Annotated in this window: 23 protein-coding genes; 16 read left to right on the forward strand and 7 right to left on the reverse strand. The window is 52.8% G+C overall.

Annotation, left to right across the window (positions count from 1 at the left end; translation table 11 throughout):
• Positions 1 to 178 precede the first annotated feature (178 nt).
• Together KJW29_RS32620 and KJW29_RS32625 are read left to right on the forward strand one after the other, a co-directional pair.
• Entirely contained in the window at positions 179 to 1,804 is a 1,626-nt protein-coding gene (locus KJW29_RS32620; RefSeq protein WP_214627739.1) for a response regulator transcription factor, read from the forward strand.
• 74 nt (positions 1,805 to 1,878) lie between these two features.
• Complete coding sequence (locus KJW29_RS32625; RefSeq protein WP_214627740.1) at positions 1,879 to 3,555, forward strand: sensor histidine kinase; 1,677 nt, start codon at positions 1,879 to 1,881, stop codon at positions 3,553 to 3,555.
• Between the two features lie 50 nt (positions 3,556 to 3,605).
• Here KJW29_RS32625 and KJW29_RS32630 read toward each other — a convergent pair whose 3' ends face one another.
• Both KJW29_RS32630 and KJW29_RS32635 read right to left on the reverse strand, forming a co-directional pair.
• Positions 3,606 to 4,358: a DUF3600 domain-containing protein gene (locus KJW29_RS32630; protein ID WP_214627741.1), complete on the reverse strand. Its 753-nt coding sequence runs from the start codon at positions 4,356 to 4,358 to the stop codon at positions 3,606 to 3,608.
• Complete coding sequence (locus KJW29_RS32635) at positions 4,348 to 4,932, reverse strand: sigma-70 family RNA polymerase sigma factor (protein ID WP_214627742.1); 585 nt, start codon at positions 4,930 to 4,932, stop codon at positions 4,348 to 4,350. Before KJW29_RS32635 ends, KJW29_RS32630 begins: the two co-directional genes overlap by 11 nt.
• Before the next feature lie 166 nt (positions 4,933 to 5,098).
• Between KJW29_RS32635 and KJW29_RS32640 the strand changes: the two genes are divergently transcribed.
• From KJW29_RS32640 to KJW29_RS32680, 9 genes are all read left to right on the forward strand, one after another.
• Positions 5,099 to 6,085, forward strand: a complete 987-nt coding sequence (locus KJW29_RS32640) for an ABC transporter permease (protein ID WP_246608474.1) — start codon at positions 5,099 to 5,101, stop codon at positions 6,083 to 6,085.
• Between the two features lie 38 nt (positions 6,086 to 6,123).
• Positions 6,124 to 7,035 carry a carbohydrate ABC transporter permease gene (locus tag KJW29_RS32645; RefSeq protein ID WP_214627743.1) on the forward strand — a complete coding sequence of 304 codons (912 nt, stop codon included), beginning with the start codon at positions 6,124 to 6,126 and terminating at the stop codon, positions 7,033 to 7,035.
• A gap of 103 nt (positions 7,036 to 7,138) precedes the next feature.
• Positions 7,139 to 8,710, forward strand: coding sequence for an ABC transporter substrate-binding protein (locus tag KJW29_RS32650; protein ID WP_214627744.1), 1,572 nt, complete (start codon positions 7,139 to 7,141; stop codon positions 8,708 to 8,710).
• Positions 8,711 to 8,807: 97 nt separating this feature from the next.
• Positions 8,808 to 10,163, forward strand: coding sequence for a hypothetical protein (locus KJW29_RS32655; RefSeq protein ID WP_214627745.1), 1,356 nt, complete (start codon positions 8,808 to 8,810; stop codon positions 10,161 to 10,163).
• A 90-nt stretch (positions 10,164 to 10,253) separates the two neighbouring features.
• Positions 10,254 to 12,005 (forward strand): DEAD/DEAH box helicase, encoded by a 1,752-nt coding sequence (locus KJW29_RS36985; protein ID WP_214627746.1) that lies wholly within the window; start codon positions 10,254 to 10,256, stop codon positions 12,003 to 12,005.
• Positions 12,006 to 12,078: 73 nt separating this feature from the next.
• Positions 12,079 to 12,840 carry a hypothetical protein gene (locus KJW29_RS32665; protein WP_214627747.1) on the forward strand — a complete coding sequence of 254 codons (762 nt, stop codon included), beginning with the start codon at positions 12,079 to 12,081 and terminating at the stop codon, positions 12,838 to 12,840.
• Complete coding sequence (locus tag KJW29_RS32670; RefSeq protein ID WP_214627748.1) at positions 12,840 to 13,574, forward strand: hypothetical protein; 735 nt, start codon at positions 12,840 to 12,842, stop codon at positions 13,572 to 13,574. The genes KJW29_RS32665 and KJW29_RS32670 overlap by 1 nt, the downstream gene beginning before the upstream one ends.
• Before the next feature lie 506 nt (positions 13,575 to 14,080).
• Positions 14,081 to 14,413, forward strand: a complete 333-nt coding sequence (locus KJW29_RS32675; protein WP_214625949.1) for a transposase — start codon at positions 14,081 to 14,083, stop codon at positions 14,411 to 14,413.
• Positions 14,410 to 15,270 carry an IS3 family transposase gene (locus KJW29_RS32680; protein WP_246608780.1) on the forward strand — a complete coding sequence of 287 codons (861 nt, stop codon included), beginning with the start codon at positions 14,410 to 14,412 and terminating at the stop codon, positions 15,268 to 15,270. Before KJW29_RS32675 ends, KJW29_RS32680 begins: the two co-directional genes overlap by 4 nt.
• A gap of 198 nt (positions 15,271 to 15,468) precedes the next feature.
• Here the strand turns inward: KJW29_RS32680 and KJW29_RS32685 are convergent, their stop codons facing one another.
• The 3 genes from KJW29_RS32685 to KJW29_RS32695 all read right to left on the reverse strand — a co-directional run bounded on the left by KJW29_RS32685 (position 15,469) and on the right by KJW29_RS32695 (position 18,253).
• Positions 15,469 to 16,008 (reverse strand): superoxide dismutase family protein, encoded by a 540-nt coding sequence (locus KJW29_RS32685; RefSeq protein ID WP_246608475.1) that lies wholly within the window; start codon positions 16,006 to 16,008, stop codon positions 15,469 to 15,471.
• Positions 16,009 to 16,143: 135 nt separating this feature from the next.
• Complete coding sequence (locus tag KJW29_RS32690; protein ID WP_214627749.1) at positions 16,144 to 17,013, reverse strand: aldo/keto reductase; 870 nt, start codon at positions 17,011 to 17,013, stop codon at positions 16,144 to 16,146.
• Positions 17,014 to 17,041: 28 nt separating this feature from the next.
• The gene (locus KJW29_RS32695) at positions 17,042 to 18,253 is read right to left on the reverse strand and encodes an MFS transporter (protein WP_214627750.1); all 1,212 of its coding nucleotides are present in this window, start codon (positions 18,251 to 18,253) and stop codon (positions 17,042 to 17,044) included.
• Between the two features lie 193 nt (positions 18,254 to 18,446).
• Here KJW29_RS32695 and KJW29_RS32700 point away from each other — a divergent pair, with 193 nt between their 5' ends.
• Complete coding sequence (locus KJW29_RS32700; protein ID WP_187103753.1) at positions 18,447 to 18,764, forward strand: winged helix-turn-helix transcriptional regulator; 318 nt, start codon at positions 18,447 to 18,449, stop codon at positions 18,762 to 18,764.
• A gap of 72 nt (positions 18,765 to 18,836) precedes the next feature.
• Here KJW29_RS32700 and KJW29_RS32705 read toward each other — a convergent pair whose 3' ends face one another.
• Both KJW29_RS32705 and KJW29_RS32710 read right to left on the reverse strand, forming a co-directional pair.
• Positions 18,837 to 19,328: an LURP-one-related/scramblase family protein gene (locus tag KJW29_RS32705; RefSeq protein ID WP_187103754.1), complete on the reverse strand. Its 492-nt coding sequence runs from the start codon at positions 19,326 to 19,328 to the stop codon at positions 18,837 to 18,839.
• Positions 19,329 to 19,352: 24 nt separating this feature from the next.
• Positions 19,353 to 20,369 carry a LacI family DNA-binding transcriptional regulator gene (locus KJW29_RS32710; RefSeq protein ID WP_087569073.1) on the reverse strand — a complete coding sequence of 339 codons (1,017 nt, stop codon included), beginning with the start codon at positions 20,367 to 20,369 and terminating at the stop codon, positions 19,353 to 19,355.
• A 318-nt stretch (positions 20,370 to 20,687) separates the two neighbouring features.
• Here KJW29_RS32710 and KJW29_RS32715 point away from each other — a divergent pair, with 318 nt between their 5' ends.
• The 4 genes from KJW29_RS32715 to KJW29_RS32730 all read left to right on the forward strand — a co-directional run bounded on the left by KJW29_RS32715 (position 20,688) and on the right by KJW29_RS32730 (position 26,652).
• A complete protein-coding gene (locus KJW29_RS32715) occupies positions 20,688 to 22,118 on the forward strand; it encodes an ABC transporter substrate-binding protein (protein ID WP_214627751.1) in 1,431 nt (476 codons plus the stop codon).
• Between the two features lie 83 nt (positions 22,119 to 22,201).
• Positions 22,202 to 23,086, forward strand: a complete 885-nt coding sequence (locus KJW29_RS32720; protein WP_214627752.1) for a carbohydrate ABC transporter permease — start codon at positions 22,202 to 22,204, stop codon at positions 23,084 to 23,086.
• 5 nt (positions 23,087 to 23,091) lie between these two features.
• A complete protein-coding gene (locus KJW29_RS32725) occupies positions 23,092 to 23,913 on the forward strand; it encodes a carbohydrate ABC transporter permease (RefSeq protein WP_214627753.1) in 822 nt (273 codons plus the stop codon).
• A gap of 24 nt (positions 23,914 to 23,937) precedes the next feature.
• Positions 23,938 to 26,652, forward strand: a complete 2,715-nt coding sequence (locus tag KJW29_RS32730) for an alpha-mannosidase (RefSeq protein ID WP_214627754.1) — start codon at positions 23,938 to 23,940, stop codon at positions 26,650 to 26,652.
• Positions 26,653 to 26,655 lie beyond the last annotated feature (3 nt).

Raw genomic sequence — 26,655 nt, forward strand, 5'->3', positions numbered from 1 at the left:
GATGCGAATGATAGCGCGTACGAAGCTTGCGATACATCACGAACTCCATGGATTTCATCATCGTCCTGTGCATGGATTATGCGTTATACTGAGAATGCCAATAGCAGAGCCGCCGTGCCCTTACGTACGGCGGCTCTGCTGCAAATAGACGGGCATAATCGTACGGGAGGGATCCGATATGTACAAAATTTTGGTCGTAGACGACGAACCGAGAGTAAGCGCCGGGATTAAAAATGTCCTGCTGTCATCCGAGCTGCAAATTTCTCATGTGGAGACGGCGCTGAACGGCTTCGAAGCTATCGATTATTTGCGCATGGAAACCTTCGATCTGGTGCTTACCGATATCCAGATGAGCAGGATGAGCGGTCTGGAGCTGATGGAGACGATTTACATGGAGCAGCCTCATCTGCCCGTCATCGTCATCTCCGCGCATGAAAAATTCGATTTCGCGAAGAAGTCGCTGAGACTCGGGGCGAGAGATTATCTCGTCAAGCCGGTGGAGCTTGCCGAGCTGCTGCGCATCGTCGGCCGGGTGCTGCGGGAGAAGGAAGAGCACGGCAAACAATCGCTAGAGCGGACAATACGCGAGGGCGAAGAGGAGAGGACCGGCGCGGCGCGGCGCAACGAGCTGCTGCTGGAGCTGGTTACGGAACGGAATCTGGCCAAAGCGGATTACGAGGATCTCATCGACGAACTGGGCGGCGAGCGGTACGGCTGCCATTACGGCGTCGTCTCCGTCAGGCTGGATCTCAGCAGCGGCGGGTTCAGCAAGCGGGAGATTCGGCTGCAGGACCGCAAGCTGCTCAAGTACGCTACGGTTAATATAATGGAAGAAAGCCTTCGGGAGTGGAGCGGACTTACCTTTAACGGCTACGGCAACGAGCTTGTCGGCATTATTCAACTGGGCGAGCGGGAGTTGTCGGAAGGGCCGCAGCAGCTGCAGTCGCAGCTTCACCTTATCGGGCAGATCATCTCCATGAACGTGAAGCAATACTTGAACGTCGACGCGACGGTGGGAATGAGTCGGCTAAGCGAGGACGTATTTACGCTGCCCAAGCTGATGGAAGAGGCGAACGCGGCGGCCGAATGGCGGAAGCTGCATCCGGGACAAAAGGTGTTTTATTACGAGGATGTCGCGACGCAGGATAACCTTAACATTACGCAGTGGATGGCGAAGGTGGACGAATATATCGGGACTCTAAAATCCGCGAACGGCACGGCGGGTTTCGTCAATCATGCGGCTATGGTCCGCACGCTGGGCGAGCTGGGTCATTCGGAGGAGCTGACCAGCAGCTGCTTCGGCATGCTTGTCTACCGCGTGTACGGGCTGATTCTCGAGCAAGGGAACGGCCGCGGGGTACAGCTGCAGCGTTTCGACCCCGCCGCTTATTTCCAGGGGCTTGCGGGAGAGGCGAGGCTGACGAAGCTGAGCGATTATTTGGCGGAGGCGGAGGCGCTCGTCTATGAGCTCGGCAAGGAGCGCGATCAGTCTATCCTTGCACGGATAACGGGTTACATTCGCCAGCATTTCCGCAATCCGGCTCTCAAGATTCAAGATATCGCGGGCGAGGTGCATTTTAGCACGGCGTATTTGGGTTATCTGTTCAAGCGCGAGATGAAAAAAAACCTGTGGGATTACGTTACGGAGCTTCGGATCGAAGAAGCGAAGCGATTGCTCGCGACGACGGACAAAAAACGTTACGAGGTGGCTTACGAGGTTGGTTACGAATCGCCGGAACACTTTAGCCGGATGTTCAAACGGTATGCGGGCGTCAGCCCCGCCGAATTCCGTAAGGAAGCCTAGGGGGGAGTAAGCTGCGGCTAAAATACAAGGTAACGATCGCATTCCTCCTGTTTATCGTGGCTCCGTTTCTCGTCGTGAGCTGGATCTCGGTCATCCGTACTTCTAATTCCATGACGGACGAGATCGGCCGGACGACGCTTCAACTCGTCAATCAAAACCACGTCACGATCGAGAAGACGTTATCATCCGTCAACGATAAATCGCTGACGTTTATGGATAATCATTTTTTCAGCAATTTGAAACAATACAGCTTTTGGACAGGCGTCGAGACGCTTGGCCAGATCAGCGAGGCGGATTCCATTTTGGAGAGCTGGTCGTCGGACGGCACCGATTATACTTTATATATGAAAAATGTGGATGGCAGGCAAACGCCCTTCGATACCAGGTACAAGGAAAGGGGCTTCAAATATTTCGGCGAAAATATGACGGGGCTTCCGGACTGGGCGATGCATGCAATGGAGCAAGGCGGGGGGGCCGGCGTAAGGCATATTTCGCTGCCGGGCGGCGGCAAGACAATCGGCTTTATGCGGAGCATCCAGAATCCCAAGTCGTATTCCGAATCCATTGGCTTGCTCGTCGTTACCAAGCTGGAGGTGCTGCTGACGCGGGATCTTGTCTCCGTTCAGCTGCCGGAGCATGCGGGGTTGTACCTGTTCAACGCCCAGGACGAGCTTCTGATGAAGGCCGGTCCCGACAGCGCGGCGCTCTCGGAAATTCCGGAGGAGGCGAGACGGGGGACGTCGGGTTTTTATTTTGCCAAGGAGGGGGACGGGAAGTGGCTGTATGCCTTCTCCCGCAAGCCCGCCTACGATACGACGCTCGTCTACAAAATCCCTTACGACTCCATCACGGGCAATCAGTCGGCGCTGCTTGTCACGTTGATGGCGCTTTCTGCGCTGTATCTCGTCTTCGTGCTGGCGTTTGTGCTGTATCTGCTTCGGATTGTCGTGAAGCCGCTGGTTCGGCTGGTCACGATTACGAAGCTGTATGAGCCGGGGAAAAGTCTGGATATCGGCAATGAGCCGTTGAGAGCGGACGAGTTCGGCATCTTGTACGGGGCGTTCCTAAAGATGACCAAACGTCTCGATCAGTCGTTCGAGGACAATTACGGCATGCAGATCAAGCAGAAGGAATACGAGCTTTCCATGCTGCATTCCCAGATTACGCCCCACTTGCTCTATAACACGCTGGATTCCATCTACTGGTACGCTTTGGACAGCGGCAATACCGACGTCGGCGAGATGGTAAAGGATTTGTCCAAGGTGCTGCGGATCGGTCTCAGCAAAGGACGCACGATGATCACGATCGGGGAGGAGCTGGAGCATGTGCAGGCTTACAGCCGTCTGCAGATGAAGCGGTATCCGGATACGTTCGAGGTGGAGTGGGACATCGACGAGAAGCTGCTGGAGTATACGACGCCCAAGGTCATCATGCAGCCGCTGGCGGAGAACGCCATCTTCCACGGCGTCAGCACGATGGACGGGGAAGGCGTCTTGCGCATCTGCATTCGCCGGGGAGACGGCGACGAGTTGCTGCTCATCGTCGAGGACAACGGCTTCCTGCCGGTGGACATGGAGCGGCTCGCCGCGATCGTGCGGGGCGACGCGTCCGACAAAGGCTACGGCATCCGCAACGTGCATCAGCGCGTGCAGCTCCACTATGGCGAAGCCTACGGCCTTCGCTACGAGGCCCGCGAGGGCGGCGGCCTTCGCGCCGTCATCCATTTGCCGCTCAACCTTATTGATGGGTAATACGCGGAAAGAAGGCCTTGCGGGATTTGCCGCAAGGCCGTTTCTATCTTTTATGGATGGTTTCGCGCCGTTTCAATGCCCAGTTTTTCAAAATACGGTTGGATTTCCTCGCGAAGGCGATTCAAATCCTTCTGTTCTGCCGGCGAGAGACGCTCCATGTGAAGGCTTCCGTCGCGATCCGATACCTTTGCTTCATACTTTTGCATAGCCTGCACAAGCTGGACGAAAGCGGACAACTCCTCTCCGTCCAGCTTTTTCTCGGCCCTGGCCAACAGCCCGTCCGCAAATTGATTGCGCTCTTCGGCCTCGCGCGCAGCTTCCGCTTCGCTCAGCTTGGCGAGCAGCGGCTCCAGTCGGCTTGTCCAATGGAGGTAGCTTTCATAATCCGCGTCCGACAATTGCCCGGGAGTCGGAGCTGCGCCGTCGCTGCCGTATTTAAGAACCAGACCGCCGAGGTTTTGAAGCAGCAGCATAAACTCTTCAAAATCCTCCGGGGCCAGGCTTTGCTTGGTTTCCGCCAGCCTTCTCTCCAAATCCTCGTAACGCTGGGCATTCAAGCCGATTCCTTCGGCTTGCTCCTTTGAACCGTAGATCGTATCGGCCCAATACGTATACCCGGCGTAAGCACCCGTCGGAATCAATAGCGCGGCGGATAAAACTCCCGCGATCAACCATTTTTTCATAGGTTTGCTCCTTTGCCCAATCTGTTTTTTCCAGATGGATTCTTCGAGATAGACGGGCGGCTCCGTCTGTTCCAAAGCGCGCAGCCGCAATTCCTCCCTGAGCTCCCGTTCAAGATTCATGCAGTTCCTCCACCTTTCCCGTTCCAAATAACCCGAGCTGCCGCTTGCGGCGCAATGTTTGCAAAGCGGCATGAATACGCGATTTGACGGTGCCCAGGGGAATGCCTAGAATCAGGGCGATCTCCTCCTGCGTGTATTCGTGAAAATAATGCAAAATAACAGTCTGCTTCAGCTTGTAAGGAAGCTTCTCCACGTTTTGCGCCAAGGAGTTACGGGATAGCCGATCTGTAATGTCGCCGGAAAAATCGTATTCCGCCGTTTGCTGCACCGCTTCCGCTTTTTTTGCAATTCGAAGCTGCATCCACCTCTTTCTTCGATGATTCCTGATTTGCCGCATCGCAATGCCCATAAGCCAAGGCCGAAAAGGCCGGGCGGGATCATAGCGTGGAAAAGAACGGAACATCGCCAAATAAATATCCTGAACGACGTCGTCCGCATCGGATGCTTCGCGGACCAGGAAGCGAACGGTCTGGTAAACCTCCCTGACGGTTTCCGAATACAAGCGGCTGTAGGCTTCTCGGCCGCCGGCCAGCGCTTCGGCCGCGAGCTTTGAATGTTCGATGGAGCGTTCCATCCGTTGTCCCTCCTTCTCTCTGCACTCTTTATTGGGGCTTGCATCGATTTCCGTTCGATTTATTTTTGAAAGACAACTCATTATCCATCACATTCATCAAGGAATAGATCATCGCTCTATGACCGTCCGCATCCTATACTAGGTTCATGAGAGAGGAAGTGGACACATGGAGAAATCGATGAGAGAGCGGGTCGGCTCGGCCTCGGAGGCGATGCCCAGGAAGAAGCGAACCGGCTTCGCGCTATGGCTGCATCAAATGTGGAAATATAAATATTTGACGTTTATGCTCCTTCCAACGGCATTCGTCATTCTGGTACACAGCTATCTTCCGATGTTCGGCGTGTTTATCGCCTTCAAGAACATTAATTATATCGACGGTATCTTCGGAAGCCCTTGGGTGGGAACCTCCAACTTCGACTTCCTGTTCTCGTCGGGCTCGCTGATCCGGATTACGAGGAACACCATTTTGTACAGCCTGGCGTTTATGGCCGTCAATCTCGTCTTGTCCGTCGGCATCGCGGTCGCGATTAACGAGCTGCGCAGGAAGTTTCTGGCGAAGAGCTATCAGACGTTTATCATCATGCCCAACTTCTTGTCCATGGTCGTCGTCAGCTACCTGGTGTACGCGTTCCTGCATCCCGACTTCGGCTTTATGAACATGACGGTGTTAAAGTGGTTCGGCATCGATCCCGTCTACTGGTACACGGAGAAGGCATATTGGCCTTACATTCTGATTTTGGTTAACGCCTGGAAGGGCGTCGGCATCGGCGCGGTCATCTATATCGCGGCCATCGCCGGCATCGATCCCGAATATTACGAGGCGGCCATTATCGACGGAGCGTCCAAGTGGAAACAAATGATTCATATTACGCTGCCGTCCATCCAGCCGATTATTATTATCATGACGATTCTATCCATGGGCAGCATCTTCAGCGCGGACTTCGGCCTCTTTTATCAAGTGCCGCAGGATTCCGGAGCGTTGTATCCCGTCACCGACGTCGTCGATACCTACGTATACCGCTCGCTGATGAAGATGAACGATATCGGCATGTCCTCCGCGGCGGCGCTTGTGCAGGCGGTAGTCGGATTCATTATGGTCATCGCAACCAATGCGGCCGTACGCAAAATCAACAGGGAACAAGCGTTGTTTTAACGCTAAGCGCCGCGAAGACATTACGAGAGGTGAATCTTATGCTAAGTCGAACGAGCCGAAGAGAGAACAGTCTCGCTCCGTTCTCGAGCGCCATCCTGAATGTCGCTTTTATTATCCTGTCGCTGATTTGTTTGCTGCCCGTCTTGCTTGTCATCATCGTCTCTTTTACGCATGGCGATTCCATTTTATCAAATGGCTACAGCTTCTTGCCAAGCCGCTTCTCTCTGATCGCTTACGATTCCCTGTTTAAGGATTACGGAATGGTGTTTGGCGGCTATGCAGTCAGCATCGGCATTACCGTGGCAGGCACCGTGCTCAGCGTCATGCTGATGGCGCTGTACGCCTACCCGATCTCTAGGAGCGATTATCCTTACCGCAACGCATTTACGTTTTTTCTCTTTTTTACGATGTTGTTCAACGGCGGCATCGTGAGTCGGTACCTCGTGTATACGCAGGTGCTTGGCATCAAAGATTCTTATATGTCGCTTATTCTGCCGCTCTTGATCGTGCCGTTTAACGTCATCATCATGCGGACGTTTTTCCAGACGACGATCCATCCGGCTCTTATCGAATCCGCGAGAATCGACGGGGCCGGCGAAATAAAAATATTCGTCCGCATCGTGCTGCCGCTTTCGTTGCCCGTTCTGGCAACTATGGCTTTGTTTAGCACCATTCATTACTGGAACGACTGGTTCAACGCCCTGCTCTTTATATCGAGCGAAGACAAGTATCCGCTGCAATATTTAATGATGAGGGTATTAAACGACGTACAGTATTTGCGAAACAACGTCGAACTGGCCGCACAGAATCCGACCTTGATGCAGGAGCTGCCCAATGAATCGCTGCAGATGGCGATGGCGGTCGTCGGCATGGGGCCGATCCTGCTCGTGTATCCGTTCTTTCAGAAGTATTTTGTCAAAGGTTTGACGGTGGGCGCGGTCAAAGGCTGATCCATCGGTCATGTTGGTAGCTTCGATCACCGCCTTAGGCGCCTTGGGGGGCGATCGTTCTATAGAAGCAAGTTGACGTTTCTCACTAACGAGGAGGGTAAACATGAAACAAAGAAAACGGGGTATGCCTATTCTGATCGCGCTTGGACTGCTTATGACGATGTTCCTGCAAGCGTGTTCGGGCAACGGCGGCACGGCGGAACCTACCCAAAGCGCGGAGGCGACGAAAGCGCCGGCAGCAACGGAAGGGGCGAAGGAGCCCGAGTTCGAGCCGTATGAGGTATCTATCATATACCATGGTAAACCGGAGCGCGACGTTGCATTGGTCGAAGAGAAGCTGAACGAGTTTTTTAGAGAAAAAATTAACGCCACCGTAAAGCTGAATCCGATTGTAGGAGCCGAATACAAACAAAAAACGGAGCTGATGATGAACAGCCGCGAGAAGATGGACCTTGTGTTCACGGCTTCCTGGCTGGACTTTTTCTCCAATGTAACGAAGGGCGCATTTATCGAGCTGGACGAACTGCTGGAGCAGCATGGCGCGGGCATTAAGGAACAGTTGAATCCGCTCTATCTGGAAGCGCCGCGCCTGGACGGCAAACTGTACGCCATTCCAACGAACAAAGAAATTACGCAAAGCCGGGCCATTACGATGCGCAAAGATATCGTCGACAAGTATCAAATCCCGCTGGAATCCATCAAAACGACGGCGGATCTCGAACCTTGGATGAAAGTCATCAAAGAAAGCGAGCCGGACATCATCCCGAACTTCGTATCCGGCGGCGGCGGCGACGGCGCCATGTACGAGCAGAACTCCAACTACCGTCCGGTTGGACCGACTCCCGGCAAGCTGGCCTTGTTCTTCTACGATTACACGAAGTCGGACAACATCAGCATCATCTCCGCGCTCGACCAGCAGATCGTCGATATCAACAAATCCGAGTTCGAACGCGCCCGCAACTGGTATGAGTTGGGCTACACGAACAGCGATGCGGCGACTTCGAGCACGAGTATCGGGGATGTGCGCAAGCAAGGCAAGATCTGGTATCAGAACGCGGTCTGGAAGCCGGGCGCGGACATCGAACTTAATCTGTCCACGAACAACCAGTTCGAATTTATATCGAACGTCATCGACGAGCCAATCGTTACGACGGATCTTACGACAGGCTCCATGTTCTCCATCTCCCGCACGTCCAAGGATCCTGCGCGCGCCATGATGGTGCTGAACTACCTGCATACCGACCCTTACGTGGTCAACCTGATCGTTAACGGCATTGAAGACGTGCATTACAAAAAAGCAGGCGACAACCGCATCGAGCCGATCGCGGATTCCGGCTACGGCACGACCGGCCTGTTCTGGGTCATCGGCAACCAAATGATCAATTACCTGAAGCCGGGTCAGCCGGACGACCTCTACACGAACTGGATCCAGTATAACAATGAAGCGAAACGTTCTCCGCTTCTGGGCTTCGTCTTTAAGGATACCAACGTAAAAAATGAAATTACGCAGTTGACCGCGATCGCGACGGAGTACAAGGCAATCAGTACGGGCGGCATCGCGAATCCGGTAAAATTGCTCGAAGAACGCAACCGGAAGTTCGAAGACGCGGGCATTGAGAAGGTCAGAGCGGAAATTCAAACGCAAGTTGACGCTTGGAAAGCCGCGCAGAAGTAATTTTTTGATGGAAAACGGGGCTGTCCCGGGGGTCCAGGCGGATCCCCTTGGACAGCTTTCTTTCTTAGAGAGGTCGTTCAAAAAGGAGAGAAGCCGTATGGTTAAACCGCAAAATTTGATCTACACGTTCGTCAGCTATGCCGCGTATTACGATACGTCTTGGGGAAAGGGCGTCGCCGTCGACGGCATCGACCGGACGGCCGCGATCGCCCGCAAGCACGGGGTGCCGGTCACCTGGATCGTGAACAAGGGGTCCGTGCCCGTATTGAAGGAGAGGATCAACGATTGGCATGAGCGGTACGGCGATAACGTGATTCTGCAGACGCCCTTTTTCATCGAGGATTGCGGCGCGGACAAGTCGGTGTTCAAGTCGAAGCTGGAAGAGGCATGGGGGATCGTAGAGAGTGCCTTCCCATGGGCAAAGACGAAGGTAGCGGGCCGGGGCAAAATCTGCAACGAAGTTATCGAAATCCTGGAGGAGCTTGATTTCCAGGGAATGTGGGGATACTGCTGGGAGCAGGTATGGTGGGACGGCATTACGCATAAGGGCATTCCCTGGGGCTCCTGGTACGTAGACGGCAAGCGTTACAAAGCGCCTCATTCCGGCAAGGGCAAGGTTGTCGCTTGCGAATGGACGGCTCGGGATCTGAACTTGACATACCATTCCCGCAGCCCGGTGATCTATTCGACCGACCCTAACGACGTGCTGAGAGCAGGCTTGTGTACGGGCGAGGACATCGAATACTGGAAAAATCTATTTGCCGATTATTTGGACAATACGGCTCACAACGATCAGGTGTTTTTCCTCCAGCAGCAGGAGGCGCACGAGATGGAATACGGCGAGCGCTTTGCGGTATTCCCGGCTTCGCATGTAGACGCTTGCGCGGATATGCTGGATCTTTTTTTTGCCCACATTACGAAATATCCCATTACGATGACGACGGTGCCTCGGGCAATGGAGTTGTACCACGAGCATAATGAAGAGACGGCGCCGGCCTATATGCTGACCCAAGATACGTTGATCCGGCCCGGGACGAACGAATATACGTTGACGATGGGCGGGGTTGGCGCGGGGCCGTGGCCGAATACCCTGCTGTATTACGACAAGGAATGCCAGCTGGCGATCGTGGAGGGCGAATGCGTGCCGAGGACGCTTCGCAGCTATGTGGGCAAGGACAACATGGCCGAAGAATTCGAGGAGAAACCTCCTGGGCTGTTCGTGACGGGCTATGAGAAGACGGAAGAGAGGATAACGCTGGCGTACGAGATCGGCTGCTGGAAGCCGATGCCGATGGGATTGGCTTATTGGGATGATTTGTCGGGCTATGAGGTGCTGTCCGTCTCGGAAGGCGTAACGGCGAAGCTGATCGGAGACAGGGTCGCGTTCCTGCGACTGCAATTGACCGGGGAGCCTCGGAAGGTGGAGCTCGTGCTCGCAAAGAGAAGGAAATAACGGATTGTTCTCACTAGCGTCCCGATTGTGGTATGATGTGAGGAACGACCCTCACCCATACCAAAATACTTGAGGAATGTAGGAGAACACATGAATTTCAATGAATTGCAATTAATGCCTGAAATTTTGCAGGCTTTGAAGGAAGAACAATTGACGCAGCCGACGCCGATCCAAGAACAGGCGATCCCGGTCGCGTTGCACGGCAAGGACGTGCTTGGCTGCGCGCAGACGGGTACGGGCAAGACGGCGGCATTCTCGCTGCCGATCATTCAGCAGCTATGCGAGGGCCCGAAACCTCCGCACAAACGCCGGCCGATCCGATCGCTTATTCTGACGCCGACTCGGGAGCTGGCGATTCAGATCGAGGAGAACATCTTCGCGTACAGCCGCCATACGCCGCTGCGGACAACCTCCATCGTGGGAGGGGTATCCCAGAAGGGACAGGAGAGCAAGCTGGAGCGCGGAGTCGACATATTGATCGCAACGCCGGGCAGGCTGATGGACCTGATGAATCAAGGTCTTATCGATCTGTCCAAGGTACAAGTGCTCGTGCTGGACGAGGCGGACCGGATGCTCGATATGGGCTTTATTAACGACGTCAAGAAGATCGTCGCCAAGCTTACATCGAAGAAACAGACGATGCTGTTCTCGGCGACGATGCCGCCGGAGATCGCGAAGCTTGCCGACTCTTTGCTCGTCAACCCAGCCAAGATCGAAGTAACACCGGCATCGTCGACAGTGGATCGCATCGAGCAATCCGTCTACTTTGTCGACAAGCCTAACAAGATCGCCTTGCTTGCCGATCTGCTGGGCGACCAGTCGATCGCTTCGGCGCTTGTCTTTACCCGCACGAAACATGGCGCCGACCGAGTGGCTCGCGCCTTGAACCGGGTTAAGATTACGGCGCAGGCGATCCACGGCGACAAGTCGCAGAACGCGCGCCAAGGCGCCCTGAACAACTTCAAGAACGGCGCGACGCGCGTCCTCGTGGCGACGGATATTGCCGCACGCGGCATCGACATCGAGGAGCTGTCGCATGTATACAACTTCAACCTGCCGAACATACCGGAGACGTACGTTCACCGGATCGGCCGTACGGGACGCGCAGGACATAGCGGCATTGCGGTTTCTTTCTGCGAAGAAGAGGAGCTGCCGTACCTGAAGGACATCGAGAAGCTGATTCAGAAGAAGATACCGGTCGTGGACGGACATCCTTACCCTATGCAGGGCGAGGCTGCGGTTGCCGCTGCCGCGTTCGTCGCGTCAGGAGCGGGCGCCGTCGCTGGAGGCAAAGGCGGCTCGAAGGGACAGCGCGGCGGAGGCGGCCAGTCGTCGGCAGGCGCGCAGCAACCGGCGAGGAGTCGGCAAGGCGCGGATGCACAGCAGAATGCGAATGGACAGGTAAAGCGTCAAGGCGGGGGACAAGCAGCGAATCCGCAGCCGCAAGGCTCGAAGCAGCAAGGAGCTGGCGGACAACAATCGTCTAAAAGTCAGCAGGCAGCAAATGGGCAGCAGGCGTCGGATGGCCAGGTAAAGGGCCAAAGCAAAGGACAAACCGCGAATTCGCAACCGCAAAGCTCGAAGCAGCAAGGAACTGGCGGGCGTCAAGCGTCGAACGGACGCCAAACGGCTGGCGGCCAGGCTGGTCAGCAGCCGCAGCGCTCCAAGCCGCATGCACGAGACGGCCAGCAGCAAGGACAAGGCTCCAGAAAGAGGCGTTCGTCCTCAAGAGGAGGGGAAGTCCAAGTTACTACTTTCCCATCGCACGACGGCAATTCTCTGGCTTCCAGTTTATTTAAGCCGTATTGGCTGCCGGCTCAATCGAATAAGCCTAAAAAATAGGTAATCCCAACCGGACAGCGCAAGGTTCGACCCCGCTGCCCGGTTTTTGCTTTTTTGAGAGTGGAAGGTTAGGGTGCATGTTATCACTATAAAGGGAAAAGAGGGATTCGAGCTGGAGATCAAGCTGTGGCCGGACGATCTGCTAGGAATTGCGACGATGCTGTTAAGCTGGGGCATACTGATCGGACTCGTGCTCCGTCGGTATCGTCGGCAATCGTCCGAGCGTCCGGCTCTATGGAGAGCGCTGCTCGTCGCATGCGTCAGTCTGTTTTCGTTCTCGATTAGTTTTCCTTTTGGGGGTTATGTCGCGAAGCTGGCGATAGTGCCGCTTGGCGTGTGGCTGGTCTATTTATTCCTACCTTGGGCATCCAGGATCCGATATCGTCCGTATGCCTGGACAGGCTTTTGGTGCAATTATGTTTTTCTTGTTATTGGACTGCTCGGGTTCTGGGGTCATGAGCTTGTTTATCCCAAGGATCAACTATCCACTTACTTATCCAAGATCGATCATGCACGAATCGTCGGCATTCACCCATCCGCGGAGGAGGGCGTGTCGTTGCATGAAGCCCGGTTCAAGGAGCTTATTGATGACTTGAAGCCGCAGCGGCAATTCGAAGAATCGCTGGATTGGTACTACGTGGCTCGCGACCAGGGCAAGGAGTTTTATCCTTACGCGTTATTGGGAGCAGAGCCAAAGTGGGGCAGCGGCATTCGTTATGAGGCGTACATCAAGTCGGACGGCTTGGGACTCATTATTGCTCGGGGCAATCAATACTACTATTATGAATCGAAGACGCCTTTACTCCAGTGGACGGACGGAAGGGGGAGCCATTGATGAAGCGAGCGATCATTGCGGCTATCATCGTGCTTGCCGCCGGTTCGTTTATTTTCTGGAAATGGATCGGGATCGGGCCGAAGCCCATGAGCGACAAAGAGCTGGCTGCGCGGATGATTAATGAGTTGAATGAAAGGGCGGACGTCTCGGAGGTGCAGGACATTGTCAAGCTGGACAGCCGACATCTGTTCGTGCCGTTTGTATCGACTAACGGGGAGTACGGTGCAAGCTTCTGGGTGTGGGACCGCTTCAAATGGGAGATTCGCTCCATCGATAGCGACGGCAACCCTCGAGCGTGGCAGTTAAGAGAGGGCGATCCCTCCAAACAATATTTGGTATGGAACCTTGCCCGGGAATCCAAGGTAGAAGAGCTCGATTTCTATCTGATACGCAATCGGAATGCGGGACGATCGGACGGCAACGATTTTTACAGCCCGCGCGTGCAGATGGAGAAGAGCGTCAGTTTGAAAGATCAGCGTTACGGAGTCAGCCGTATCCCGGACGATTGGATAGATATTCAGAAGTCGGTTCCAAAACAGAAGGGGACGGGAGGTACGTTAGGCATATGGGAATGGGGCCGGACTGGCGTGAAGGACTTTCGAATCGGATACGTGCCCACGCTTAGCGGCGAACGGGAGGCGACGCATAATTCGAGCACGTGGTCGTCGACTTATGGAAATATCCATCTCCGTTATATTTTCCCCTTGAATGAAGACGAATTGGAACATCCGTGATGACAAGCTTCGACAACGTCGAATCGAATTATACAGCTATTAATCATAAGTACAGCCGGCAAGTAAAGCGATTCGAGAAATGAACAGTTTCGTTTCGCGGCGCGGTTGTTGCACGATAGAAGGGCGGGAATGAAGGCGAGTTTGCCGTGAGTGGAGAACGGAATAGGGGGATGGCATCATCCTAAACCGACTCCGGGCCACATGCTGAGCCGCATGCCAAGCCGAACGTCGTGCCGCATGTCACATCGAACGAGAAACAAACAAGCGGAAAAACGCCATCTAATTTATGCGATTTTCCATGGATTGGAGGATTAAAGGGAATATCGCCCTCTAATTGGTCAAATAGACATAGTGGAGCTCATTTTTAGCGGATTAGAGGGATGTTTTCCATCTATTGTTGGCAGGGGAGGTATTCCGGCACAATTAAAGGGAGAAATGTAAGTAGAATAAATAGTGGACACCTCGTTAAGAGAATTCGATAATGAATGAAATAGGAGGTGTTCACAATGGGTGAACAACGGAATCGATACAATGAAGAGTTTAAGAAACAGACGGTAAAATATCTGCAAGAGCAGACAAAATCGGTGGAGGACATCGCCCTCGAACTAGATATTCCCGCGAAGACGTTGCATGCCTGGAAAGCGAAATATCGAGATTTTAAGAATGAACCCGTTGCCAGTTCGGGACGCCTCTATGAGCTCGAGCAACTCGTTAAAGAGCAAGAACGTGAGCTCCGCGCGAAAGACCAGAGGATTTCCGATGTAGAGGAGGAGCTCGCGATTGTAAAAAAGGCTGTGCACATCTTCAGCAAACCAAGGAACGACGGTTCCAGTTCATAGAAGATCATCGCTCCGAGTTTCGTTTGGAGAAGATGTGCGAAGTCATGGGTGTTTCACGTAGCGGCTACTACAAATGGAAAAATGCAGAGCTGAGCAACCAGGAACTGCGAAAACGGACTTTAATGGAGCGGGTTTCTTACCATTTTCATGATTCTGAGCAGCGCTACGGTGCCCCAAAGATCACGTATCTTCTTCAAGAAGAAGGCCACACAGTAGCAGAGCGGACCATTGGTTTATACATGCAGGAGCTTGGTCTGCGTGCCTGTGTCTCTCGAAAGTACAAGGTGCAGACGACAGACTCGAGCCATGATTTGCCGATCGCACCTAACGTACTCAACCAAAAGTTTAAAACGGAGAAGCCTAATAAGGTCTGGGTGGCAGACATCACCTATATTCCATGCAGAGAGGGTCGTTTATACTTAGCAAGTATTCTTGACCTGTGTACACGTGAGATCGTAGGCTGGCGCCTAGGGAGCCGGATGACGACCGACTTGGTACTTGGTGCGTTGCAAGACGCCTATAAAGCTAAAAAGCCAAAGAAGGGGCTGCTGCATCATTCAGATCGCGGTAGTCAATATGCATCTGATGATTACAGAAAACAACTCAAAGCCTACAAAATGAGAGCCAGCATGAGTCGGAAAGGCAACTGCTACGACAACGCTTGTATCGAGTCATTTCATAGCGTGCTCAAGAAGGAACTCGTTTACTGCAAGCGATTCAAAACGAAGCAACAGGCCTATGAAGAAATCTACAGATATATTGAGTTTTTTTATAACCGTAAACGGATCCACAGTGCACTGGGGTACTTGTCACCAGCCCGGTACGCTGCAAAATTTAATAAGAGAAAAGCGGCATAAATGGTGTCTACTTTCTTGACAGAGGTCCAAAAACACCATTAGTAACGTCACCTCAAACGTAAAAGCATCTCCGCCGAGTCCTGAAGAGACCGGTGGAGATGCTTTTTACATGAGATGCGTTTTTATTTCGCGCCAGCTCCGCATGCGGAACCTGCCCGATCAAGGTGAACGTGGATGGATACTCGCGATTGACTCTGCCTACTTGATCACGCCGCAAGCGATACGCGCCCCGGAATTGCCCGCCGGGTCGGTCGCGTAATCGTCCGCTTTCTCGTGGATGATCAGGGAGGCGCCGTCCGCTTTCACAATGGAGTTGGGATGGCCGGGCTGGAGCGTCACGACGGCCGTCGTGATATCGATGGCGACTTTGCCGTTCGCGTCGACCTCGATATTAGGCAGATCGCCTTCGTGGAAGCCCTTCGGATTGTTGAAGCCATGCTGCTTCCCTTGCGGGTTAAAATGGTCGCCTGCCGACTTGAAATCCGGCGCTTCGCATTTGCCGAACTGGTGGATATGGATGCCGTGTTTGCCTGGCGTCAGCTTTTCCGCTTCCAGATGGATCACGACTTTGTCGCCTTTTTGCGTCAATACGGCTTGACCGATCGTCTGTCCCTCGGTATTGATGATCGAGATCGCTTCGTTTGGCGCCGCGCCGCCTTCTCCTGCATGGGCAGCCGCTTCGTGCGCCTGGGGATGCAAGATAAGCATCAGCGCCGTTGTTATGGCAAGTAGATTCATGTGTACCTCCGCATACGAGTCGTAGTATCTGCCGCAGGTGTCCAACATACGTCTTCACGTACGCGGCAGCCTAAGTAGTATGCGCGAAAAAAATGGAAACTATTCTCAACGCCCGCAGACAGCGCATGCATCGAATTAGAAGTCAAAGTTGTCCGGGTCCGGTCCCACTCGGCGATTCTCATTAAGCGCATCGATCGCGTCCATCTCTTCCTGCGAGAGGGAGAAGTCGAACAGATCTCCATTCTGGGCAATCCGGACGGGTTTGGTCGACTTCGGTATCGTCACGACGCCATGCTGCAAGTCCCAGCGCAAAATGACCTGCGCAATCGACTTTCCGTGCTTTTCGGCGATCTGCGCCAAAGTTTCGTTTTGCAGAAGCTGCCCCTGCATGAGCGGCGACCATGCTTCAAGCTGAATGCCTTTTTCGCGTGTATAGGCGAGGAGCTCCTTTTGCGTCAGGCGTGGATGGAATTCCACTTGATTGATGACGGGTTTGAGCTCGGCCGAGTCCATCAAATCCCGCAAATGATGGGTCTGAAAGTTGCTCACGCCGATGGCTTTGACTCGACCGTCCTTGTACAGCTTCTCCATGGCGCGCCAGGTGTCCTTGTATTTGCCCTTGACGGGCCAATGTATTAGGTACAGATCCAGGTATTCCAGACCAAGCTTGCCCAGACTCGTCTCGTAAGCAGCTATCGTTGCCTCGTAGCCCATGTCAGCCGTCCATACTTTGGAGGTAATGAACAATTGGTCGCGCGTCAGGTTATTCTCGGCGAGCGCTTGGCGAATGCCTTCGCCAACGCTGGTTTCATTGCCGTAGATGGCGGCGGTGTCGATGCTGCGGTAACCTTGGCGAACGGCGGAACGAATGGCGTCGACGAGCTCCTGGCCTTCTTCCACCTGGAAGACGCCAAGACCTACCCACGGCATGGAGCTGCCGTTATGAAGCGTTATTGTGCTTTGAAGCGACGCGGCTGGTTGCTGCGATTGGTTTGCAATCGTCATTTGTATAAGCCTCCAATATATCAATAGTTTAGTTTTTCCGTCCGAGACGGATTGATGCGCCGGCAAGCAACACGGCGATGAGAACCATAATTCCGCCAACCCATGGCGTGTGACGCAAGCCGATACTGTCTACGACGATGCCGCCGGTAATGGAGCCGAATGCGATGCCGACATTAAATGCCGCTATGTTCAGCGCCGAAGCTACATCGACAGCCGACGGTACATTGCGTTCAGCCAATTGGACAATGTATAGCTGCAGACCGGGCACGTTCATAAACGCGAACAATCCCATCAGACCAATGGCGATTAGTCCGGCGACTTGATAGGGAATCATAAAGGACATTGCGACGAGAACGATCGTCTGTATGACGAACATCCGGAACAGCGCTCCTATGGGATTACGGTTCGCCCATCTGCCGCCTATCTCGTTGCCGATGGCAACCGCGATTCCGTAGACCAGCAGCACAAGTCCCACCGTGCCTGGCTTCAGATGCATGACATCTTGCAGGATCGGGGTCAAATAGGTAAAAGCGACGAACGTGCCGCCGTATCCCAAAGCGGTGATGGCTAAGCCGAGCAGCAGACTGCGATTCGCAAGAATGCGCAGCATATCGGCAAACTTGGAAGGCGGCGATTGTTTGAGGCCGGCCGGAAGCAGCTTGGCGATGGCCAGCAGGCTGATTATGCCAAGAATGGCTACTCCCCAAAATGTAGAGCGCCAACCGAATGACTGGCCGATAAAAGTGCCTAACGGCACTCCGGTTACAGTGGCGATCGTTAACCCCGTAAACATCAGCGCGATCGCGCTGGCTTGTTTCTCTTTGGGCACGAGCTGGACGGCAATCGTCGAGCCGATGGAGAAGAAGACGCCGTGCGAGAACGCGGTAATGAACCGCGCGACCATAAGCAGCGCGAATGAGGCCGATAATGCGGCCACGACGTTGCCGACGATGAAGACAAGCATTAGCGTCATTAGCAATGTTTTGCGATTCATGCGGTTCGTTAGCGCCGTTAAGATAGGGGCGCCCACTGCCACCCCGATGGCGTAGCCGGAAATAAGCAGACCCGCAAGCGTGATGCCGATATCCAAATCGCCGGCAATGGATGCAAGCAGTCCGACAGGGACGAACTCCGTCGTTCCGATTCCGAACGCGCTGACGGCCAGAGCGAACAGAGCCAGCGCTCCCGAAGACTGTTTGCTCTGCGTTACCGAGGACTCCCGGACAACTGATTGTGCCATATCTATGTTCCCTCCCAAGGAATAAGTGGAATTCGCAGCGACTAATGTGCGTTCATCATCACGTGAGCTGCTTGTGCAGTTTGCTGCATGGATGTTAGTATAAGCCTAACAGTATGCTTTGGTAAGTACGTACTTATAAGTGCTGTAGGCACTAAAAAGTGCCCTGCCCAAGTGTGAAAGGGAGGGAATCAAAATGCCTTACAATATTCCGGTCGAGGCGACGCTCGATGTGATCGGGGGAAAGTGGAAGGTTGTTATTTTGTGCCATCTGGACAAAGGGGATAAGCGGACCAGCGAGCTTCGCAAGCTGATGCCGAATATTACGCAGAAGATGCTGACCCAGCAGCTGCGCGAGCTGGAGGTCGACGGCATGGTAAAGCGGACGGTCTATGATCAGGTGCCGCCCAAAGTCATCTATTCGTTGACGGAGTATGGCTGGTCATTCAAGCCTATTCTGGACGCTATGTGTTCCTGGGGAGAGACGCATATGGAGGCGAATAATCTGGAGTAGAAAGACCGCGCGGAGTTCGCGCGGTCTTGTTGCGATAATGGGGCAAAGAGGCTTGCCCGTCGCCCTCTTGTATTAAGTGGCTGCGTTGCGAGCGCGCTTTTGCATGTTGTGCACGCCCATGACGACCGCGATCAACTCGTAATCGTCAAGCTGAGGCGATCGGTTAACGAGTCGGAAGGCACCTGCCTGGAGCCAGTTGCTAACCTTCTGGAAGGTAGCGACCGTGGACTCCCTTTCATCCAGAATCGTATATTCCTGCGAGAAGGCGGGAGCCTCAATCTGATAGACGCCTCGATGCCCGGCATCGTATTCGTAACGTTTGCTGAACATGGAGAAGCGGGCTCTAAGCACGCCGACCTCGTTTCCTGAGCCGTCCAGCACCTCCCACTTATTGGAGAAAAATCGAAATTTCCCCGAATAACTTAATCGCGAATCATTCCGATAGATCGACAATGTTGCAGTCAGCATGCTCTCCAGATCCATCCTGCCTACCGAATTCCCGCCCTCTTTCATAATATCCGTTGTCCCCGCGCTGAAGAAACGATCGCTGAAATAAAGCTCCATATACATGCCACCTTTCCTACGTTTTTAAGAAACGTATCCGCAAGACTGGCCCTCCACCAAACGGACTTCTAGCAACGTAGAAAGATTAATGGGTTCCTCATGTAAAATATAGCGTGCCATGTGCTGGGCTGCAATATCGCCTAATTTTTCAAATTGCGTATCCACATGCGTCAATTTATAAGGCAAAATATGTCCCCAACCGTTTTGAACGCCACTGATGATGGATAGGTCTTCGGGAATACGAAGATTCAATTCGTCGGCCGCTTTCTTGACTCCGACAGCTAGCAGATCGTCCGCAGTGAAAATAGCTGTAGGGCGGTTCTCCGTTTGCAAAAGTTTTAGTGCTTCGATATAGCCGCATTCCAACGTCAAATTCGTCTCTGCTTCCAAAATTTCAAGCTCAGGGAAAGATCGGGAAATGGCAGTTACACCCTCGCGGAGGTCGATCGAAAGCGTCATATTGGAAGGCCCATTCAGAAAACCGATCCGTCGATGCCCAAACTGTATTAAATGCTCTACTGCTATTGTACCGGCTTTAACGTTATCAACATCCACGTAGGGAATTTGTGCAGTAAGGATACCTGGCCGACCGACTATGATGAACGGAATTTTCTCTGATAGAAGATAAATTAATTCTTCGTTACTGACTGAGGGACAAGTTAAGATCAGCCCCCCGACTTGCCGCTCTTTGAACAACTTTACGAACAACTGGCTGGAATCCTCTCGCGACATGGACGTAAACATCTGCATAATCAAATTATTCTGAGAACAAAACTGGCAGATGGTGGCCGAAAGGGTGGAAAAAAACAGACTTTGTTTGACCTGATCGCTCGAGAACGGCATAAAAAGACCAATCGATCGCGCTTTATTGTTGACAAGAAGACGTGCGGTTATATTTGGATGATAGTCGAGAGCATTGATGGCGCGTTGAACTTTGTCCAACGTTTTTTTGCTGACCAGTTCAGGGGTGTTAATCGTTCTGGAAACCGTTTGCGCCGAAACGCCAGCCAATTTGGCAACGTCGGTAATTGTACTAGCCATTCGTGGAAGCCCCAATCTATATTTGGTATCGTTAACATTTATATTTAAACGTGTTGCATTTCTTTACTAAGCTTATGCGTTATGGCGTAAAAATACAAGTCTTTGGGAGAAGAATCATTTGAATTTTCTGTTCTAAATGTTATGTTGAGAATATTGACAACGCTTTCTGCTGCTGATATGATCAATCCAGTGTTAACGTTAACATTTTAATCAATTGAGAAGGAGAGGCAGCAAAGAGCGACAGTAATTGATCAGTATCATACCAGGTAACAAAGAAAAGATTGACAAGAGACACAATTCATAAGGGGATGATAGCCAATGAAGAAGTCCAGCACAGTTTGTTTGATGTTAGCGCTGATCGTGACGACTTTGTCCGCATGCAGCGGGAATTCCGGATCTAGCGGAACTCCGACTCCGTCCGAGACCTCCGCTTCGCCCGTCAGTTCGGCGCCTGTTGCCTTTACAGTCGTTCATAATCAAGGGGAATACGCATGGCCCTCCTACGAAAAGATTGTAGCCGGTTACAATGAAAAGTCCGGGAATCATGCAACCTTGAAGTACATTCCGGCGCAGGAATCGGAGAGCTGGCTGCAAGCCCAATTCATCGCTCGTTCCGAGCCTGAAGTTGTAAGCGGTACCTCGAAGTTTGCTGACGCATATAAGAACGGCTGGATTGTCGATCTGCTGCCTTATTTGGACGAAGTCAGCCCTTACACGAACAAGCCATGGAAAGAATCGTTCCTTCCCGGGCTGATCGAGTCGGCGACGGATATGACCGATGCGAATAACCCCCGCCTGTTCGGCATTCCGACGCAGGTCGTCACGGTGAACTTGTATTACAACAAGGATATTTTCAATGAAATCGGCGTTACGCAGCCACCAGCCACTATTTCGGAATTCCTTGAAGTCGCGCAGAAAGCAAAGGATGCGGGCTATATCCCGTTCAGCATTCAAAATTCCATGGATTGGAACCTGGGGTGGCTGGCTTCTGACGTATTCGGCTACTTGTGGAAATCGCGCTTGGCCGAATTGGATACGAACGGTTCTGGCAAAGTGGAACCGAAGGAATGGGCAGAAGCCGTCCTTGCGGACAAAGTGACGAAGGACAGCCCGGAATTGAGAGAATACTTGCGACTGATGAACGACTTGAAACCTTTCTTTAATGAAGGCTTCAACAGCGCCAGCTGGGAGTTCGAGGGGATCTTCAACGACGGAAAATCCGCGATGGTGCTTAACGGCAGCTGGTATCCGAATCAACATCAGCAAGGTAGCTACCCAGTCAATTATGGCGTGGCACCGATGCCTTATCTGGACACCGCTTATTCGGAGTTCGGTCAAGATGTCCGCTATAAATACAAGATCGGTTCGACGCCGAGCTTTGCCGTCAGCCGAAATGCAAAAGACAATAAGGCGGAAGGCGCGTCTGTTGAATTCTTGCAATACTTGACTGCCCCCGATGGAGGAGCCAAGGTGCTCGCCGAGGATCTTAACCTCATTCCGGTCGTATCGGGCGTTGAAGTTCCTGAAATTTTGAAGCCCATCGTGGAGTCCTTTGGCAATGACGAGAATATGGGTTTCCACGCCCATGAATTCACGCCGGAGCAAAAAGACAGATGGTTGAAGAAACAGCAGGAATTTTTGGCGGGCAAGGTGACGGCGGATGAATTCTTGAAGGACTTTGGAAAAGACTTGAAGAAGTTCGCTGAAGAAGCCGTCAAAAATCATCCGGAATGGAACGCTGCGCAGTAATATTTTGAACTTGGGATCGTTTCCGGCGCGATCGGCAGAAGCATTGTATGCCGGATGCGCCGGATTCGGCCGGGGAGGCAATCATGAGCAAGAAGATGCGCTATATGTGGCTTTACGCTTGTCTATTTCCTACTTTTTTCTTTGTCGGCTTGTTCCTGTTATACCCGACTGTAGAAGCTTTCAGAATGTCGTTTCTGGACTGGAACATGACCAATTATTTGAATCCGACATTCGCTGGCATGGATAATTATGTCGAATTGTTGCAGGATCCCATCTTCCGAAGCAGTTTTATTATTCTGCTGGCCTTTCTGTTGTGGAACATTATCATCCTGCAAGGCGCATCCATCTTAGGGGCGTACCTGATCAACTACCTGGGCAATACCGGATTGGCCGGATTTTTTAAAGTTTCCTTCACGATTCCGATGGTGCTTCCGGGCATGGTCACAACGATGTTTTGGCTTTTCTTCTACGAACCTGGAAACGGGATGCTTAATCATATGCTCGGCTTGCTAGGTTTGGAAAATTGGCAAAAAATTTGGCTGGGCGATAGCCAATTAACGGCGATGTTGTCCATCATGATGAAAGGATTTCCGTGGGTAAGCGGACTGGGATTCCTCATCTATTTGGCCGGATTTCAAAATATCGACGAGTCTTTAAGAGAAGCAGCCAGAATAGACGGCGCCTCTGCATGGAAAATCTTCTGGACCGTGGACTTGCAATTGATCTTGCCGCAAATCAGATTGACAACTGTTTTGGTATTAATCGGCGGAACGCAACAGTTCAGCGATCAGCTTATCATGACCAAGGGCGGTCCGGGTTACGACACAATGGTTCCTGGACTGTACATGTTTAATAACGCATTTACTTACGGAAAGCTCGGAACCGGTTCGGCAATCGGCGTCATTCTATTCGTGATAACGCTTGGATTGACCTTGCTGAATATGAAGTTTATGCGGGAAAAGAGGTAACGCAGATGGATAGCCAAAGGTTTGCGCGCATCATTGTCATTGTGTTCCTGTTCGCATTGTTGTTTTTCACATTGTTCCCCATGTATTTCATGCTCGTAACGGCGTTCAAAACGAATTATCAGTTATCGATCAATTATTTTGGACTTCCTTTGACCCCGCATGTGGAATTTATCATCGATGCAGCATCCAAAATCGGCGTGTATTTGAAGAATTCTTTAGTTGTTTCCGGAGGCGCGGTCATTGGCGTTTTGGCTGTTTCCAGTCTAAGTGCGTATGTGTTCGCGCGATTCGATTTTCCGCTTAAATCTGCTCTGTTTATGATATTGTTGTCTTTCTTAATGATACCGGGCATTCTTACGCTCATCCCGCAGTTCGTTCTGGTCACGAATTTGAATTTGATCAATAGTCCATGGGCGGCGATTCTTCCTTATATCGCAAGCGGGCAGTTGGTCGTCATTTTTGTGTTTCGCACCTTTTTTGAGGAAATTCCCAGAGAACTCACCGAGAGCATCCGAATGGACGGGGGCAGCGAGCCGGTTGTCTTTTTCCGGTTGGTGTTGCCGCTTGCGTTTCCGATTTTTTTATCGATGGGTCTAGTGAATATTTTGTCGACATGGAACGATTTCATCTGGCCGTTGCTGGTCCTTTCCGATCAATCCATGTTAACCGTCACCGTAGGCTTATATCGGTTCATGGATCCGCAGCAGATCATTTACGGCTCGATGTTCTCCGGGATGACGCTCGCCTCGATCCCGCTTATGGTATTGTTCTCCTTTACAATGAAATACTTTGTTCAAGGCATGACATCTGGTGCTGTAAAAGCATAAGAAGCAGGGGGAAAGACTGTTTATATGAGCACATACAAATCGATACATGTAGTTGCCCACACCCACTGGGACAGGGAATGGTATTTGCCGTTTGAAACTTTCCGGTTTCGGCTTGTCGGTCTGGTCGATCGTCTGCTGCGCACGATGGACGAAGACAAGGAATATCGCTTTCATTTCGACGGTCAAGTTATAGCCTTGGAGGATTACCTTGAAATAAGACCGGAGCGTCGGGCGGATCTTGAACGGTTCATTCGTGAAGGTCGATTGACCATCGGTCCGTGGTACGTGCTTGTGGACGAGTTTCTCGTCAGCGGGGAATCCATGATTCGCAATCTGGAGGAAGGGAGGCGAATCGGCTCGTCATTTGGACCGATGTTGGAGGTCGGCTATTTGCCGGACACATTCGGCCACATTGCTCAAATGCCACAACTGTTGAAGGAATACGGGTTTGAGTACGCCCTCATCTGGCGTGGCTTAAACGGAACTCCGGAACAAGTGCCAACCGAATTCGAATGGGAGAGCCCGAGCGGGCATCGGGTCAAGACCGTACACCTGTCACACATGTACGGATATACGAGTGCCATGAACTTGCCTGTCGACCAGGAGCAGGCCGAGGAGCGGCTGCGAGAGTTGATTGGCCATATCGGTCCGTATGCAAAGAGCGGTCATGTGCTGTTGATGAATGGGTTCGATCATATGGAGCCACAGCGGCATATTACAGCAATGATCGACCAATGGAACACAAAGCCGAATGAATCTCAGATGAAATTCTCTTCTATTGAAGGCTACGTTCGAGACTGCTTTGGCGAATTGCCGAAGGTTCCGGTGTTGGGCGGAGAATTCAGACGTACGAGCCATACGCTTGGGGGCGTAATTAACACGATCATTCCGAACGTGCTTTCGGCCAGAGTGTATCTCAAACAGCAGAACGCGACCGTGCAAAATTTGCTGGAACGATTGGTCGAGCCTTTGGAGGCGTTGGCGCTCGCAGCCGGGGACGGGCATCATCCGGCCTTTGTCCGGCAAGCCTGGAAATACGTTTTGCAGAATCATCCCCATGACAGCATCTGCGGCTGCAGCATCGACGATGTCCATGACGAAATGGAGACGCGTAACCGCAAAGCCGGTCATATCGGCGAGCAACTGGTCACGGAGACGCTTGCGCGGATGTCCGACAAAGTCGATCTGTCGTGGTTGCCGCCGGGCGGCAATCCGGTGCTGCTGTTCAATTCGTTGCCCTGGCGCAGGGACGCGTTAACCGAAATCGAACTTGACGCGGATGACGCCACGCTATACAGATCCGTTAAAGTCACGGACGAGGCCGGCGAATCGTACGAGGCGGAAATCGTCGAATACGAGAAGGTTTGTCCGATCGAAAACGATTCGTTGCGGTATCCGCTGGGCAAGGGAGAGACTTACAGACATAAAGTCCGCATTTTCGTTCGCAATTTGCCGCCGCTCGGCTATAAGACGATTGCCGCTCAACTGCGAAAAATACCGGAATTTGCGCACATCCCGGCGAGGGCGACCTCCAATTCCATTGAAAACGGGTTCGTTCGGATTACGGCAGAATCCGACGGAACCTTGACCTGGACCGATTTGGAGACCGGAGAGCATTTTCGTGGTCTGCATCGATTCGAGGACAGCGGCGACGTTGGCGACGAATATTTGTACTCCCGCCCGCTGCTAAACGAACATTTCACGTCTGCGACGGTCCGAAGCATTCGCGTATCGGGAGAAGGCCGCGGATGGCAGCGTTTGACCGTTTCCTATGAGCTGCTCGTACCGCGCTCGGCGGAACCGGATGCGAGAAGGAGAAGTTCGGATTTGGTTGCGCTGGACATCCGGACCGAAGTGACGCTTGTGTCGCGCAGCCGCACCGCGTCGGTCCAAACGACGGTAGATAACCGCGCGCTTGACCATCGCTTGCGTCTGTTGTTTCCGATGAAGAAAGGGGAACGGCCGATTCAGGCCGGAGGCGCGTTCGATGTTTCGGAACGGCCGGACCGCGTGCAGCAGCCCCCAATGGACGTCTGGGTGGAAAATGAACCGACGACTTTTCCGTTCCAGCATTACGTGTTTGCCGACCATGGTGAAACCAGAACGATCGTTAACGCGCATGGACTCCATGAATACGAATGGATTCCTTCCGACCGTGCGGCCGATGAAGGGACGTTGGCGATTACCTTGTTGCGGAGCGTTGCCTATCTCGGTGGCGGCGATCGCGGGATGGCGACGACCAATCGTCCCGGCCCCGGACTCAAGACTCCGGGAGGACAAGTACAAAGGGTGCTGACCTTCCATTATGGCCTTACCGTCGATCGTCAGGATCGCGCTATCGCGCCTTGGCGCGTGGCGGATGAACAGGCCGTTTCGGTTCAAAGTCGCGGTATCCGCATTCCGGATCTAAGTGAGGAAGCCGTTCCGGCGATAGCGGAATATCGACAAAGCGGACAGCGCGGTTGGTTGGAAATCGACAATGCGCTATTGCATGTCACCAGCTTGCGTCCGGCTCCGGATGACCGGGAGGGCATCGAACTTCGGTTAGTCAACCTCGGAGAAACGGCTGCCAGCGGCTCCATCCGCGTCCGACTGCCGATTCTCGGCGCTCATGCAATCGGGCTGAACGGCGAAGTACGCCGTGAGCTGACGTTGGAGACGGACGGCACCGATCGTTGTCTGACCTTAGATTTGAAACCTAAGGAAATTGTCACTATCCAATTCACGATAAAGGAATGATTC

Origin of the sequence: Paenibacillus agaridevorans (assembly GCF_018604145.1) — a bacterium.
GTDB lineage: Bacteria > Bacillota > Bacilli > Paenibacillales > Paenibacillaceae > Pristimantibacillus > Pristimantibacillus agaridevorans.

Coding starts and splice junctions, on each gene's coding strand:
- KJW29_RS32620 (WP_214627739.1), top strand. CDS start 179: ATGTACAAAATTTTGGTCGTAGACGACGAACCGAGAGTAAGCGCCGGG.
- KJW29_RS36985 (WP_214627746.1), top strand. CDS start 10,254: ATGAATTTCAATGAATTGCAATTAATGCCTGAAATTTTGCAGGCTTTG.
- KJW29_RS32715 (WP_214627751.1), top strand. CDS start 20,688: ATGAAGAAGTCCAGCACAGTTTGTTTGATGTTAGCGCTGATCGTGACG.
- KJW29_RS32645 (WP_214627743.1), top strand. CDS start 6,124: ATGCTAAGTCGAACGAGCCGAAGAGAGAACAGTCTCGCTCCGTTCTCG.
- KJW29_RS32705 (WP_187103754.1), bottom strand. CDS start 19,328: ATGGAGCTTTATTTCAGCGATCGTTTCTTCAGCGCGGGGACAACGGAT.
- KJW29_RS32675 (WP_214625949.1), top strand. CDS start 14,081: ATGGGTGAACAACGGAATCGATACAATGAAGAGTTTAAGAAACAGACG.
- KJW29_RS32630 (WP_214627741.1), bottom strand. CDS start 4,358: ATGAATCTTGAACGGGAGCTCAGGGAGGAATTGCGGCTGCGCGCTTTG.
- KJW29_RS32695 (WP_214627750.1), bottom strand. CDS start 18,253: ATGGCACAATCAGTTGTCCGGGAGTCCTCGGTAACGCAGAGCAAACAG.
- KJW29_RS32700 (WP_187103753.1), top strand. CDS start 18,447: ATGCCTTACAATATTCCGGTCGAGGCGACGCTCGATGTGATCGGGGGA.
- KJW29_RS32635 (WP_214627742.1), bottom strand. CDS start 4,932: ATGGAACGCTCCATCGAACATTCAAAGCTCGCGGCCGAAGCGCTGGCC.
- KJW29_RS32730 (WP_214627754.1), top strand. CDS start 23,938: ATGAGCACATACAAATCGATACATGTAGTTGCCCACACCCACTGGGAC.
- KJW29_RS32725 (WP_214627753.1), top strand. CDS start 23,092: ATGGATAGCCAAAGGTTTGCGCGCATCATTGTCATTGTGTTCCTGTTC.
- KJW29_RS32690 (WP_214627749.1), bottom strand. CDS start 17,013: ATGACGATTGCAAACCAATCGCAGCAACCAGCCGCGTCGCTTCAAAGC.
- KJW29_RS32685 (WP_246608475.1), bottom strand. CDS start 16,008: ATGAATCTACTTGCCATAACAACGGCGCTGATGCTTATCTTGCATCCC.
- KJW29_RS32655 (WP_214627745.1), top strand. CDS start 8,808: ATGGTTAAACCGCAAAATTTGATCTACACGTTCGTCAGCTATGCCGCG.
- KJW29_RS32670 (WP_214627748.1), top strand. CDS start 12,840: ATGAAGCGAGCGATCATTGCGGCTATCATCGTGCTTGCCGCCGGTTCG.
- KJW29_RS32710 (WP_087569073.1), bottom strand. CDS start 20,369: ATGGCTAGTACAATTACCGACGTTGCCAAATTGGCTGGCGTTTCGGCG.
- KJW29_RS32650 (WP_214627744.1), top strand. CDS start 7,139: ATGAAACAAAGAAAACGGGGTATGCCTATTCTGATCGCGCTTGGACTG.
- KJW29_RS32720 (WP_214627752.1), top strand. CDS start 22,202: ATGAGCAAGAAGATGCGCTATATGTGGCTTTACGCTTGTCTATTTCCT.
- KJW29_RS32640 (WP_246608474.1), top strand. CDS start 5,099: ATGGAGAAATCGATGAGAGAGCGGGTCGGCTCGGCCTCGGAGGCGATG.